Annotated in this window: 9 protein-coding genes; 4 read left to right on the top strand and 5 right to left on the bottom strand. The window is 36.0% G+C overall.

Translation table 11 applies throughout. The features are described 5' to 3' along the window. Window positions 1-300: 300 nt before the first annotated feature. From M0P98_07740 to M0P98_07725, 4 genes are all read right to left on the bottom strand, one after another. Window positions 301-480, bottom strand: coding sequence for a DUF559 domain-containing protein (locus M0P98_07740; GenBank protein MCK9266745.1), 180 nt, complete (start codon window positions 478-480; stop codon window positions 301-303). Window positions 481-547: 67 nt separating this feature from the next. Continuing rightward, window positions 548-4,693, bottom strand: coding sequence for a C25 family cysteine peptidase (locus M0P98_07735; GenBank protein ID MCK9266744.1), 4,146 nt, complete (start codon window positions 4,691-4,693; stop codon window positions 548-550). A gap of 35 nt (window positions 4,694-4,728) precedes the next feature. Beyond that, complete coding sequence (locus tag M0P98_07730) at window positions 4,729-7,101, bottom strand: DPP IV N-terminal domain-containing protein (protein ID MCK9266743.1); 2,373 nt, start codon at window positions 7,099-7,101, stop codon at window positions 4,729-4,731. Between the two features lie 209 nt (window positions 7,102-7,310). Then, entirely contained in the window at window positions 7,311-8,714 is a 1,404-nt protein-coding gene (locus tag M0P98_07725; GenBank protein ID MCK9266742.1) for an MATE family efflux transporter, read from the bottom strand. Between the two features lie 838 nt (window positions 8,715-9,552). On the opposite strand from M0P98_07725, the gene M0P98_07720 reads away from it, so the two are divergent. The 4 genes from M0P98_07720 to M0P98_07705 all read left to right on the top strand — a co-directional run bounded on the left by M0P98_07720 (window position 9,553) and on the right by M0P98_07705 (window position 13,032). Next, window positions 9,553-10,638 carry a M20/M25/M40 family metallo-hydrolase gene (locus M0P98_07720; GenBank protein MCK9266741.1) on the top strand — a complete coding sequence of 362 codons (1,086 nt, stop codon included), beginning with the start codon at window positions 9,553-9,555 and terminating at the stop codon, window positions 10,636-10,638. Between the two features lie 2 nt (window positions 10,639-10,640). Next, window positions 10,641-10,769: a desulfoferrodoxin FeS4 iron-binding domain-containing protein gene (locus M0P98_07715; protein MCK9266740.1), complete on the top strand. Its 129-nt coding sequence runs from the start codon at window positions 10,641-10,643 to the stop codon at window positions 10,767-10,769. A gap of 37 nt (window positions 10,770-10,806) precedes the next feature. Then, on the top strand, window positions 10,807-11,385 hold the full coding sequence (locus M0P98_07710; GenBank protein MCK9266739.1) for a rubrerythrin family protein: 579 nt from the start codon (window positions 10,807-10,809) through the stop codon (window positions 11,383-11,385). A 630-nt stretch (window positions 11,386-12,015) separates the two neighbouring features. After that, window positions 12,016-13,032 carry a PEGA domain-containing protein gene (locus tag M0P98_07705; GenBank protein MCK9266738.1) on the top strand — a complete coding sequence of 339 codons (1,017 nt, stop codon included), beginning with the start codon at window positions 12,016-12,018 and terminating at the stop codon, window positions 13,030-13,032. Between the two features lie 81 nt (window positions 13,033-13,113). On the opposite strand, the gene M0P98_07700 is transcribed toward M0P98_07705, so the two are convergent. Continuing rightward, entirely contained in the window at window positions 13,114-13,782 is a 669-nt protein-coding gene (locus tag M0P98_07700; protein MCK9266737.1) for a peroxiredoxin, read from the bottom strand. Window positions 13,783-13,849: the final 67 nt, after the last annotated feature.

Here is a 13,849-nt window from a genome sequence, read left to right as displayed (position 1 = left end):
TTAAGGGTTAATAAATTACTGTTTTTATAATACCCTGTAATCAAAGCGATTACAAAGGTTATGGCAGCGTTATTGTTGCCATAACCTCCTGGGAAGGAAGTCTCTTTTTCATTTTACCATCCTAAACATGTTTCAGTAACCTTGCCTTGTCGCCGTTTTGTGGCGTTGCGAGGAGCGCCTTATTCCATAGTTTTCATAGGAATTGCGACGTGGCAATTCTCGTCTTTATCCTTATTATTTTTTTGTTCTTTGTTTATCTCTCTCTTCTTCTGTTGGTTCGTAATATTGCCCACCGTCAGCTTATATACCAATTTTATATTTTGGGCAGTAAAAATCTAAAATGTATTTATCTATGGAAACTTGTCTTCTAAATTTTACTTCAGCAAGTCGTCTGTTTCTCAATAGCCACCAGAGTTTTCTTTCTGCGTCTGTTTGATTCCTACGCATTGCTCTGCATTTTTCTATATTTTTTCTTTTCATACATTTAAAGACCCCCTCACCTTGCATCCTCTCCCCCAAGGGGAGAGGCGAGTGGGGCGGAGAAGGGTTAGTTTGTTTTCCAGCGATCTTCTCCCGGGACATATTCATAACCGTCATTTATCCAAAAATTTATAATATGTAATATATACATATCCCAATCTTTAGTATCTACTGGCCATCCGCCAATTCTGGTGTTGGTTGCCCAATAGTCGATTGCTTCAAGAAGTTCCTTATCATCTATCTTCCAATCTCCGTTAATATCAGCTGGGATATAGGGTTCTCCAATGTTAATATAGGTATCTCCAGATGTTGAATAAAATTTATCACCTATTATAGTAACTCCACCATTAAGACTTCTAATACTATCTATAGGACCATCACCTGTTAAAGTTACTGTGAGAGTCATTGTTCCAGCAGGAATCTCTACTTCTCCTTCTGTATATATTGGAATGTCACCAGCCTCGAAAGCCCATTTAAGTTTACCAGTTGTAGCACCGTTAGAAGGCATCAGTTCTTCTCCATTCCAGTATGCTTTTGTTAAAGTCCAATCTGTTCCTGCGTCTGGGATGGAAGGTAAGGTTTCTTCTAAAACAATATTTGTTGCAGGGGTTAGTAGGTTTGGTGTAACAATTATATTGTATGTAAATTCCGTTGAAGGGTCTGCCTGATTAAGTATAAATTGGCGTTTAGTCTGAATTTTTTTTGTCTGTGATTGAACCCAACTAAATTTTTTTGTTGTGCTGATAGCAGGAGAAATCATTTCTTCATATTGATTACTTGGGTATGCTGTCCAGATTTGTCCATTGTTTATATAGGATATTTTGTTTTCAGAGTAAGGTGAAAATACAGGAAAAGATGGATTTTCTGGTATTTTGGAGAATGTTGGTTGTTCTTTATTTGTGCCATCAGGCAACATTGTAAATATTGCAGGTGAACCTGTTTGGGTTGATATGTAGATTATCTGTTCTCCTTTCGGCGACCAAGTAGGATGATAGTTGTTCAAGTTGGTTGTATCAGTAAGTGCAAAGGGAGAATCGTTCACTTGAATTGAGTTGTCAAATATGGTTACAGGTAGTGTGTATATCTGTAAATATTTTGAACTTACCATAGTGAAAAGAATTTTTTTACCGTCAGGGGAAAAAGAGAGGTCTGATTTTTGGTAAGAAGGCATATTGGTTAATCTTTGAGGTTGAGTTGTTTTATCTTTTTTCCTTGCGTAAATATCATTGTTTTTTACATATATAACCCAATTACCGTCAGGAGAAAAGGCAGGGTATCTTGCTTCAAAAGTCTCTTCGATCTGAGTTGTGTCTGTGCCGTTTGCTCTCATTACCCAAATTCCGTTCCCTGAATAAGCAATATATACACTATAAAAATCAAAAGTAGGGTCGTTATTAGAGTTGGTAGTATCTGTTAATTGGAGGTCTGTTCCTTTATCTGTTCGTAGATAAATCTGGTTGTTTTTAACATAAACAAATTGAGATGGTTTTGGTAATAAAGAAAAGTATTGAGGGTATATAGCATCAAGAGAAAGAGGTATTGGATCAGATTGAGGTGCTGTTGAATTAAAAACTGTATGATATAAGTTGAGTTCTCCAGTGAGTTCTGAAATTCCTCTATAAATAAGTTCTCTATCTGTAACAAAAATAGGCATAGGGTCTCGTGGGTCAGTTTCATTGATACTAAGTTCAGACTTTGCACTACCCTCCCAGACAGATTGTGTGTATATGATCCAGTAACCAGTATGCCATATACGTTTACCGTAGATTATTTTTGTCTTTTCTTTATTTAAAGATGGTCTGCCTAATTGATTGTTTGGGTGGTTGTTTTCGGTTTTGTTGGTAAGGTTGGTTCCGACTGTAGTTATAAGGTAGTAATCTTCATAGTTGTCGAGTATATTCTTTGTTTTGAAAAGTAGATAAGTATCACTAACAAAAGTAGGATAAGAGCAGTTCCAGTTATTAGAAGTTAATTTGCGTAACCCGCCAATTCCAGTTAATTCTTTTACCCATAACTGAGTTCCACCGTTAGGGTCTGATGAATCTTTAGCAACAAAAGCAAGAATTTCTCCGCTGGGGCTTAAGACGCCATCTGCTTGGTCAACTGTTAGAGCAGAAAGGTCGTAAAGGTCGGTTAAATCTTCTTCACCGCTACCATCAGGGTTTATTTGGTATAGTCTACTATTTCCAGAATCAACTCTTGTAAAAAAGATTTTTTCGCCATCTTCTGTTAAACTGGGGTTTTGGATATCTCCAGAACCCGCAGGAAATTTTGTAAGTTGTTCGCGTTTCTTTGTTTCAAGATTATATTTCCAGATATTGTTATCTTTTACAAAGTAGGTTGACCCTTTGGCAAAATCTGAAGGAGAAATGCGAGGCTCCATTATGGGCATTGAAGGGTCCCCAAAAAGGTGCATATAATAATAAAGTTTCCATGAACCACCACCACTACGATAATTATCTTTATGTTTATGGTATGCCTCTCCAAGAATAGTAACGTTATGGTTAAAAAGTAGGTTAAAAAACTCCTTATTTAACACGTTCGAAAGTCCAATTTCTGGAATTGTTGGGTGGTAAAATCCAGACCTTGCGTTACCTATAAAAGCAACAGCCGCATAAGGTTCGTTAACCATATACTCGGCAATACAGGGTCCGTCTGATGGGTGGTCAAAATGTCCGCTCTGACAGGACTGAGAATAGTTTATAAAAAAGTGTTCGTTCCTCAAAGAACGGATATCAGAGATACTAAATCCGTTGCAGGAACCAGCACCACCATGGGCAAGCCCAGTTAATATTTGAGCACCTTGGTTTATAAATCTTTTTACTGCTCCAACAGTAAATGTGTTGTCTCTCTGGTAGAATCTTCTTACATCCCAATCATCTGGCATAATATCCCTTATTATTCCGTCTAAAGCGTCTCCACCCCAAGTTGGTTCAACTATACTAAGTTTTTTCCCAATAAATCCAGCGGTTTTTAGTTTCCAGTTATCGGTGGTATTATAATGCATAACCTTTTTTGTAAAGTTTTCTAAATCGGTTACATTCCATACAGGGGCTCTACCAACAAAAACATCTGCCTCAGTGTCTACATAGCCACCGTCTTCACCATCGCCGGGTATAGAGGGGTTACCTTGTTCAGCGGGTATAGGGCGCTCACCAAAATTGTCGTTTTTATTATTATCCCAGTCACCGTCAAGGTTGCTATAATAAATATCTCCTGGAACTATCTCAATAACCCACTTGCCATTAATATCCTTTTCAATCTGGTAGAGGTATCTAACAGGTATAATTCTCGCATAACCACCCAGTAGAACATACTGGGTATCGTAGTTTGCGTAAGCGTATTTAATAAAGTTTCTTATCTGTTCTTGTTTGTCTCTGCCTTCGTGGTAGTTAATGTGGCTAATGTTTGTGGTTATATCGTCTATATCAAATATGCCAACTGTAAGGTCTCTGTTGCTTCTTATGAATTCAGCAAAAGGTTCAAAAGCAGTTTTAAGAGTTGAGTTAGTAATGATTATATATTCATAGGTCTGAGAATTTTTAGTAAGAGCACGTTTTGTTCTGGTATATTTTTCAACAGAATAAGAGTTGTCAACAAGTGTTGATATGTACTCCATATCTTTTTTAAGCCCTCTCGGTTTTAAGTCTTGATTAAAACTTTTAACACGTCTTTCTTCTTTAAAAGTAACCTCAAGGTTTATGTTGTTTGTATAAGAGACCGACCTGGTATGTGAGTTGTAACTAAAAGGAAACAACCTTATAACAGCAATATCATACCCTTTGCATCTTGTAGTGGCGAGCAGTTGGTAGGAGGATTTTGGGAAAGTACCAGAAAAAGTGATTATTTCAGTTGGTTCTTGCCCAATTGGTAAACTTTTTTGAACAGTATTTAGGTTGTAACTCCCTTTGCATTTAATGTTGGCCTGGGTTGTTTTTATTTTATCAATAGATTTTCCTTCTGGGATAAGTATCCTAACAGTTTTTACCGGTATCAAGGGTTCTCCTTCATCAAGAATTGGTTGGCAGTTGTCTTGATTGAAATAATGGAACCCGTCTTTTTGAGTAACTGTGTACCCATCAAACTGGTAGTCTATGGAAACCTTATCAGTATCTGCAGAAAGTATATTAAAATTGCCATCACTACCAAAAATAGAACCTGCTATAAGAATGAATATTGCGATAAATAAAGGCATAAATTTTCTATGAAACATTGTCGTTGTCTCCTTTTTATGAAAGTTCAGGGGTGTTAAGGGACTATTTCCCAATCAGGTGTATTTCCACCTGTTTTGTATCTATATCCCCCTGCTTCTTCGTTAACCCAAAAACTTATTATTTTTAACAGTAAAAAATCCCAATCCTCTGTATTTATAGGCCACCCTTTAATCTGCTGGTTATCTGCCCAAAGGTCGATTGTTTCTAACAGTTCAAGACTATCTATCTTCCAGTCTGTATTGGTATCAACAGGTATGTACGGTTCTCCGAGTGAAATATGAGAATCTCCTGTTGTAAGATATTTTTTATCAAAGACGGTCAAACCACCAGTAAGCCAATATTGGTTCCCTAAAGAATCTCCATTAAAGTTTAATGTTAGTTCAATCTGCGAATCTGTGAGGTATATATCCCCACTACCAAATAACCATCTTATGGTTTGTTTATCCCCAGAGGTTGTTATGTCTATATTTGATGATGTTACTCCGTTTATTTTAACGTCTTCAACAATCCAAATATCTGGGATAGTTTCTTCAACAAGAAAACTTGTAGGGATTAATTTGCTGTTGATTCCAATATCAATAGTATATTTTAAGATAGTGCCGGGGCAATATGTATCAAAAATTAGGTTTCTTTTAATATCAATATTCCCGGACGGTGTTTTAGCATAAGAAAATCTGTTTGAAGTATTGATTTGTGGGTATATTAGGTTACCTTGTTTAATTTCTTGAGATATATCTACAGTAAAAACTTTAGATGGAACATCTGTAAGATACGCTATAATATCTGGGTTGTAAGGCGAAAATTGTGGATAAGAGGGGTTGGTTGGTGCAGAATAAGAAAATATTATTTTTTGTTGGTTTCTGCCGTCCGAATCCATTATCCATAGTTCTGGGTGTTGGTTTTTTGTAGAAATAAAGGCAATCTTTAACCCGTCAGGAGAGAACGATGGGTTATAGTTATCGCTTGTGTTTGATGTTAAGTTGACTGGTAACCCAACAGAATTTATTAAAGGGGTGGTTTCGTATGTTATTGAGATGGGCATTTTGTATATAATTTTATTGTTGTTATCAATGCCTGTATATAGAATATAACGACCATCAGGAGAAAAAGATAAGTCCTGTTTTTCAATAAAGGGTGAGTTTGTTAGTTGTTGTTGTGGGTTGGATAAATCTATTGGTTGTGCCCAGATATCGTTGTTCTTAATATAAGCGAGCCATTTGCCGTCAGGAGAAAAAGCAGGGAAATCTGAGGTGGTACTAGTATCTATTATAGTATCAATTGCTCCTCCTAATCTTTTCATTTTAATTTCGTTATCTTTAAATGCTATTGAGGTTCCTTTCCAGTTGAAGATGGGAGAATACCCTGATGTAATATCGTTTTCTAAACTGTTCTCATCTCTCACTATTACTCTGCCTGCTGATTCATAGACCCATTGGGTTGGTGGTTCTTCTGTTGTAAAAAATGTTGGTAAATAAGTTTTTTTTGAGCAGGTTTTTCTTTCCAGATATGGATTTGTTGCGTTTACGTTTGAAAAATAGAGGTTAAATACTGTGCCGTTTTGAGTACCAATAAACCCTATCTCCCCATCTTTAAAGAAAGGTTGTGGATCCGGCTGGTTATCTGGATGGATGTTTGGATAGGAGAGGTTGTTAAATACCACTTCTTCTAAAGAAGTAGAAATATCAAGAATGTTGATTTGCCATTTTGTATATTCACCTGCTATTCGCATCTGTTTACCGTAAATTAGTTTATTCTTTGTGTTGTTTAGGTAAGGTCGCCCAAGTTTAGGGAAATAAGGGCTGTATTTGTTATTCTTTGTTAGGTTTGTAAGTCCAGTTCCGTTAGTGTTGATTGAGTAATAATCATATTTTTTATCTTGATTGTTGATAATAAGAAATAAGAGTTGGTTATCGTTTATAAAAAACGGATAAGCACATTCTCTAACATTGCTTATGCCAGAACTTAACCATCTTGTTTCTGTGGGTGTTTTTAAATAAAGATGGTATATATCAGGGTAAGATATACTATTTTTTGAGTATACGATTTGCGTTCCATCGGGAGAGATTCCTGCGTATTTAAAATCTAAATCAAATTCTCCTTTTATCTGATCGCAAAGTCCGCTTCCGTCAGTATTTATTGACCAAATAGTAGAATTGTTTCTGCCGTTTGCGGGTGAGGGTCTTGTAAAGAGAATGGTATCTCCTGTTTCATTTACTGAGGTGCTATGTATCTCTCCAATATCTTGAAAATGTGTCAGTTTTTTTGCTTTACCTGTCTGGATATCATAAATTGTTAGGTTGCTGATATCATTACTCTTTGTTACATATATTACATTGTTACCTGCAAAAACAGATGAAAAGCCTAATATAAAAAATATACCGAATATAATAGATATTGTTTTTTTCATATTCATCCTGTTCATATAAAGAAGTATAATGCAAAAAAGAATATTTGTCAATAGGATTTTTAAAATTGTAAACAAGTATTTGGCACCTTATTGCCGTCTGTTGATGGTTGCAACAGTAGTGGCTTTCTCAACAATAGCGTGGTTATCTTTGTCTTTTTTTGAACCTGTTTTTGAGAGCAGAGAGCGCAATATTCTTTTCATTATTGGTTTTATGATAAAGTTGTTTCTATTACTCTTATGTTTTTCCAATATCCTTTTTTAAACCTAATAAAAAACATTAGCCCAAGCATTGTTACAAAAAAAGTAATAATTATCCAAGCAGAGAAAATGCCGAGATTTAAAATATTGATAACAATGAAGGATGGGATGATAAGAAGCAATATTGAAGATATAAGCATTATTTTCATTATGTAGTGAGTATCACCAGCACCTCTTAACGCAGAAAGGAAAACAATGTTCATTGTGTCAAAGATAGAAAAAAATGCAATAAATTTTAATAATATAACTGACATAGTATATATTTCTTTGTAATTCCCTGCAGTTGTGTATGGTATGAATGGATTTATAAATATATGTGGCTTAAAGATATATAAAAAGGACATTGTTGCCATATATAAAATTGTTAAATGAAAACCAGAGTAGACACTTTTTTCTGCAGTATTTGGGTCGTTTTTTCCTAGATTTTGCCCAACGAGTATACTAATTGTTATTCCAATACCTATCATTGGCATAAAGGCTAATGAACTAATGTTAAAAGCTATATTGGTAGCAGCAAGTGCAATTTTGCCAAGACGTCCGACAAACATAATGAATATTGTAAGTGCTAAAGAATCAATAAAAAATTGTAAACTGCTGGGTAGTCCGTAATATACAAGTCTATTGAATAGGCAAGGATTGAATTTCCAGTTTTTAAGAGTGGAAAATATGTCTCTATATTTAGGGGCTGAAAAGAGAAGAAAGTATAGAAAAAAAGCGATATATCCAGAGATAACAGTAGCCAGTGCTGCTCCTTTTATTCCGAGTTCAGGAAAACCAAGTTTGCCAAAAATCATACAATAGTCAAGAAGTATGTTTATTATTGTTTGAATTAAATTTATCCACATAACCGGAAAGAGGTGTTTTCTACCAGAAAAGAAACTTGAAAAAGAGGAAGAGGCTATGGCTGGGAAAGCACCAATACATAAAATTTGGAAATAAGATATTTCGTTAATAAGAACGGAATGTTCGTGTCCTATAAATCTAAAGAGAGAAGGGGCGAGAGGTATAAGGAGTAGGTTGAAAATTCCACCTAATATTGATATATAGATTCCTTGCCAAACGATAGCGCCAATGTTTTTGAACTGTTTTGCACCATAATATTGTGCTACAAAGGTGTTTATGAAAGCACCTATACCAATAAAGATGCTTAGTAAAGAATGGTTTAATAGTCCTGCAGGCATCGATGCGGCGATTGCATCGGTTGAATACCGAGAAAGAAAAACCCTGTCAACAAAGTGCTGAATCGACCAAGAACTTGTAGAAAGGATTAGAGGGAAAGACAATATAAGAATTTGTCTGTAACCGACTTCTCCGTTCCATCTGTTAAAAAACTTTTTTTTAAACGTTTTAAGCATAAACCCTCTCTCTTGTCTATTATTTTAAATAAGGATATAGTTTAACATAAAAGGTTGTTTTCCCCTATAATGCGCGAATGTATACCTTGGCTTCGGCGGGTAAAACTCGCAAGACTAACTACAAAAGACGGAATGGGGGGCTAGCCTTCTACTTGCTCATTTTATCGCCCAAACGCTCAATTTTGTTATCCTGAACTTGTTTCAGGATCTCTAATGTAACCCACGTTGGTAATAGGCATAACGTAAAAACGAGATTCCGGATCAAGTCCGGAATGACATATAGGGGGGGATATTTCTTTTCACTAAACTTGAGTAAGATGAAGGCTAGACCTCCGCAAAATACTCCGAGGTACCACCTTCATCACTCGCAAAGACAAACTTTTCTATTTGCCTCTCCCCTTGAGGGAGAGGATGGAAGGTGAGGGGGGAAAAAAGTATGGGGTGTCTATTCACTCAGGGACTACGGTGCATACACCTTCTACATAACAATCAGGCACTCTGAGAACTTACCCTTCTGCACAAAGGGCGTCTCCGAAGGGCTCAACAGGCTCAGAGTATAAGAACAAAAGGCTTGAACCTTTTGTTAACAGCCCCCCCATTCCGTCTTTGCGAGCCGTTTTTTGGCGTGGCAATCTCGCCGTAGGCGGAAAAGGAATGGGGGGGGAGCCCCTACGAGGGCAGAAGGTGAAAGAAATCGGCGTTTTTATATAATTTGCTATGTTTCAATTCGTTTTGTTGATTTTTTTGTATAGCTGTGTTATTCTATACTTTTGGAGTCTTTTTAGTGTACTAAAAACATAAGTATTTTAATGTCTTAACTTTCTAATTTGGAGGTATAATGAGGGGCTCAGATATAGAGAAGGAACTTTTAGATGTTACTTCTACGCTTGTTTCGTTTGCCACTACAGAAGATAGACCTGAAGAGGTTGAAAAAGCTTATGCGTATATAAAAGATTTTCTGAAAGATGATACCGTAAATATAGAAGAATATGAGAAGGAAGGCAAAAAATCTCTTATATTATATAAAGGTAGCAAAAGAAAAAAATTTAGGTTTATCCTTCTGTGTCATATAGATGTTGTGCCAGCTAAAAAAGAACTTTTTGTTCCAAAGGTTGTAGACAATAAGTTGTATGGAAGAGGAGCGCTGGATATGAAAGCTGGTTGTGCAGTTGCTTTAATGTTAATGAAGAACCTTAAAAATCAAGATTTTGCTGTAATATATACTTCTGATGAAGAGATAGGGGGTATGAATGGAGCAAAATATCTTGTTGAGAAGGGGTATTCAGCAGAATTTGTGATAGTTCTTGAATCTACCAATTATAAAATTATTTATGAAAGGAAAGGGGCTTTGAGGATCATCGTTTCAGCAGAAGGGAAGTCTGTACATAGTTCTGTTCCTTGGGAAGGTGTTAATGCTTTAGAAAGACTTATATCTACTTATAAAGAAGTAAAACAAGGGTTCCCTGTTATAACTGAAGAAAGTTCTGAAGATGAAAAATATCAAAAATCTCTTAATCTTGCTTTAATGAAAGGCGGGGACGTTTTTAATAAGGTACCAGATGATGCCATTATGTACCTTGATGTTAGATATTCAAAACTAGATGACCCAAAAGAAATAATAAGTTTTGTTGAGAAAATATCAAAAAAAAATAATTGTAAAATTGCTAAGTCTTGGTACACTCCAACTCTTTACACAGATAAAAATAATAAGTATTTACAACAACTTTTAAAGATTAGTAAAAGCGAACTTGCAAGAAGGTATGGTGCCTCCGATGGAAGATATTTTTCTACTGCAGGAATACCTGCAATAGATTTTGGTGCAACAGGGAAATATCATCATGGAGACGATGAATATGTTGAGATACCAAGTTTAAAAAAGGTTTATGATATATTAGAAATATTTTTAACAGAACAGGAGGGATAAAAATGGCGCCAGTAAAAGAAAAAGGTGAAGTATGGAAATGTGAGATATGTGGAAATGTTGTTGAGGTTTTAGAGGCAGGTGGAGGTGAGTTGGTCTGCTGTGGTGAACCAATGGAGAAGGTTGAAAAGTAATAGAATGGTTTTATAAAAAAATTGTATAGGAGGAATTATGAGTAAATCAATTAAAGGGACTCAAACAGAAAAAAATTTGCTTAAAGCTTTTGCAGGGGAATCTCAAGCAAGAAATAGGTATAACTATTTTGCCAGTGTTGCAAAAAAAGAAGGGTATGAACAGATAAGTCGTATTTTTAATGAGACTGCTGAAAATGAGAAAGAGCACGCAAAAGTTTTCTTTAAATATCTTGAAGGTGGAGATGTGGAGATAACAGCAGAATATCCTGCAGGTGTAATAAGTGATACTAAAGCAAATCTTTTGGCAGCGGCAGAAGGCGAAAAATTGGAGTGGAGTGTTCTATATAAAGATTTTTCAGAAACAGCAAAAAAAGAAGGTTTTGATGAAATAAGTGTTTCTTTTGAAGAGATTGCGGAGGTTGAGGAGTTTCACGAAGCCAGATATAGAAAGCTTATTGAAAATATGGAGAAGGGTGAAGTGTTTAAAAAACCTGTTTCTGTAAAATGGCATTGTATCAATTGTGGATATATTCACGAAGGAAACGAGGCACCAAAATTGTGTCCCGCTTGCCAACATCCTCAGTCTTATTATGAGTTGCTGGCTGAAAATTATTAATAAGTGCTATGGTGCAATGTTAAGGATAAAAGATGAGTTTATCCCTCGGGGTACTCGGGACAAGCCTTTCTCTGAGGGGCTGTTAGCAGGCTAAGAAAAAGCGAAAGACGTACTGAGAAAGGATGGGGTTGCCCCTATATGTCATTCCTGACTTGATCCGGAATCTCGTTTTTCACTACCCCCCGTTCCGTCTTTGCGAGTGCTTCGTAACGTGGCAATCTCGCCGAAGGCGGAAAAGGAAATGGGGGTAAAAAAGTATGTGGTGTCTACTCACTCTGGTACTACGGCGTATACACCTTCTACGTCACAATCGGGCACTCTGAGAACTCACCCTTCTGCATAACAAGCATCTCCGAAGGGCTTAACAGGCTCAGAGTATAAGAACAAAAGGGCTGAACCTTTTGTTAACAGCCCCCCCATTCCGTCTTTTGTAGTTTATTTTGCGAGCGCCTCTTAGCGTGGCAATCTCGCCGAAGGCGGAAAAGGAATGGGAATAAACAATAGTGTATAGGATAAAGACGAGGATTGCCACGTCGCAATTCCTTTGAAAACTATAGGAATAAAACGCTCCTCGCAAGACAAGCAAAAGGCGTCAGCAAAGCAAGGTAAAAACAATAGTAAGGAGGATATATGAAGAAAATAATTGTATGTGGTCTTATATCGTTTATGCTTTTTAGTATTACAAAATTATCTGCTCAAGAAGGTTTTTTAAGAGTAACAAGTGTGCCTGAAGGTGTTTCAGTAGAGGTTGGCGGTAAAAGTATAGGTAAAACCCCTTTACTTACAACTGTTAAGCCAGGAAAACATACTATGAAAGCGATTCTTTCTGGGTATGAATCTGAAACAGAAACGATTGAAATTCTGCAGAATGAGGTTACTCTTGTGGATTTGGCTATGGAGAAACAAAAATCTAAATCTGTTGCAACATCAAGAAAGAGAACAAAAACCGGGAATGTTTCTATTATCACTGATTGGACTGATGTAGATATTTATATTGATGGATATAAAACTTCTGAGAAACCTCCTGTAACAATAAAAGATCTTTCTACTGGGTTGCATACCATAATTCTTGTAAGCGGTTTGTATGCTGATACTTTTAAAGTTTTAGTTATGTCGGGTAAGACTTCTGTTATTAAAAAAACTTTTGAGGATGAAAAGAAACAGAAACGTACCTCTTTATTTAAAATTGAAAAACCTATTTTATCCAAAACTAAACTTGCTCAAATAGAAGCTAAAAGACAAAGCTTGCCAGCCAATATAGTTTTAGCACTTGCTAAGACAACCGAAAAAGAGTCTAACATTATTCTTGGTGAAGGTGAGTCTATATCTGTCTCGTTTCAGATTAAGAAAGTTGGGGATAAAGAGTGGACACCAAAAGAAGTTCAATCTAAAACAAAAGAAGAAGAGAGTTTTTATATTGAAAAAGGTACTTACGATATTATGATTACCTATTCTCTTTTTAAAGAGCCAGTTGGTCTTATCAATATATTTCTTGGCTCAAAGAAAGAGAAAATAAAAGAACATAAAGAGACCTATAAAAAAGAATTTAAGCCAGATACCGAGTATTCATATCTTATATCTTATGATGCTGTAAAAGGTTTCTCTTTCAATTTAGAGGAGAGAGCGCTTAATACCGTGATAGAGTAATATAAAAAAAAAGGCGGGGTTTTAAGTTTATGTATTCCCCGCCTTTTTTATTTTGTCTGTAAAAAATTTTACTGTTTCGTATTACAGTTTTTTGTGACAGAACCACCAGTCATAGCATTCGAATTCGCCACTCTTGGCTTTTTCAAGACGTTCTTTTGCAGCGGCAACATCTGTTGGAGGAGGTATAATAACATTCCCGCCAATTATTTCATTGTTTGGCCAATCTGCAGGTGCGGCAACTTTATTGTTATCGGTTACTTGTAATGCTTCAACTATTCTGACTATCTCATCCATATTTCTGCCTATTTCTTGAGGATAGTAAAGCATTAGGCGAAGTTTTGATTCAGGGTCAACAACAAAGACTGCTCTAACAGTGTTGGTACCTTTTCCTGGATGAACCAGTCCGAGCATTTCTGCTACTTTTCCTGTATCAGCGATGATGGGAAATTCTATCTCTATTTTAATATTTTCTAAAATCCACTCTTCCCATTTTATATGTGAAAAAATCTGGTCTACGCTCATACCAATAAGTTCGCAATTGAGAGCTCTAAATTTATCATACCTTTTCTGAAAAGCAACAAATTCTGTTGTACATACCGGTGTAAAATCTGCCGGGTGACTAAATAAGACAAACCATTTGCCTTTATAGTCGCCTGGTAAATTCTTTTTACCTCTTGTTGTCTGGACTTCCATCTCAGGAAAAGAGTCTCCAAGAAGAGGCATACCTTTTTTCTCTAAGCATTTATCCATTTTTACCTCCTGTCTTTTGTTTGGCGGTTTTTAGTTTCTACCGCTTTTTAATTATTACCTTAACTTA

Source organism: bacterium (assembly GCA_023230585.1).
GTDB lineage: Bacteria > Ratteibacteria > UBA8468 > B48-G9 > JAFGKM01 > JALNXB01.
Note: the sequence above shows the minus strand (reverse complement) of the source record. Positions and strands in the feature narration are given on the sequence as shown.

Excerpts from the sequence above, each read along its gene's own strand:
- M0P98_07715 (MCK9266740.1), top strand. The coding sequence starts at position 10,641 with ATGGCGCCAGTAAAAGAAAAAGGTGAAGTATGGAAATGTGAGATATGT.
- M0P98_07710 (MCK9266739.1), top strand. The coding sequence starts at position 10,807 with ATGAGTAAATCAATTAAAGGGACTCAAACAGAAAAAAATTTGCTTAAA.
- M0P98_07700 (MCK9266737.1), bottom strand. The coding sequence starts at position 13,782 with ATGGATAAATGCTTAGAGAAAAAAGGTATGCCTCTTCTTGGAGACTCT.
- M0P98_07740 (MCK9266745.1), bottom strand. The coding sequence starts at position 480 with ATGAAAAGAAAAAATATAGAAAAATGCAGAGCAATGCGTAGGAATCAA.
- M0P98_07725 (MCK9266742.1), bottom strand. The coding sequence starts at position 8,714 with ATGCTTAAAACGTTTAAAAAAAAGTTTTTTAACAGATGGAACGGAGAA.
- M0P98_07735 (MCK9266744.1), bottom strand. The coding sequence starts at position 4,693 with ATGTTTCATAGAAAATTTATGCCTTTATTTATCGCAATATTCATTCTT.
- M0P98_07730 (MCK9266743.1), bottom strand. The coding sequence starts at position 7,101 with ATGAAAAAAACAATATCTATTATATTCGGTATATTTTTTATATTAGGC.
- M0P98_07720 (MCK9266741.1), top strand. The coding sequence starts at position 9,553 with ATGAGGGGCTCAGATATAGAGAAGGAACTTTTAGATGTTACTTCTACG.
- M0P98_07705 (MCK9266738.1), top strand. The coding sequence starts at position 12,016 with ATGAAGAAAATAATTGTATGTGGTCTTATATCGTTTATGCTTTTTAGT.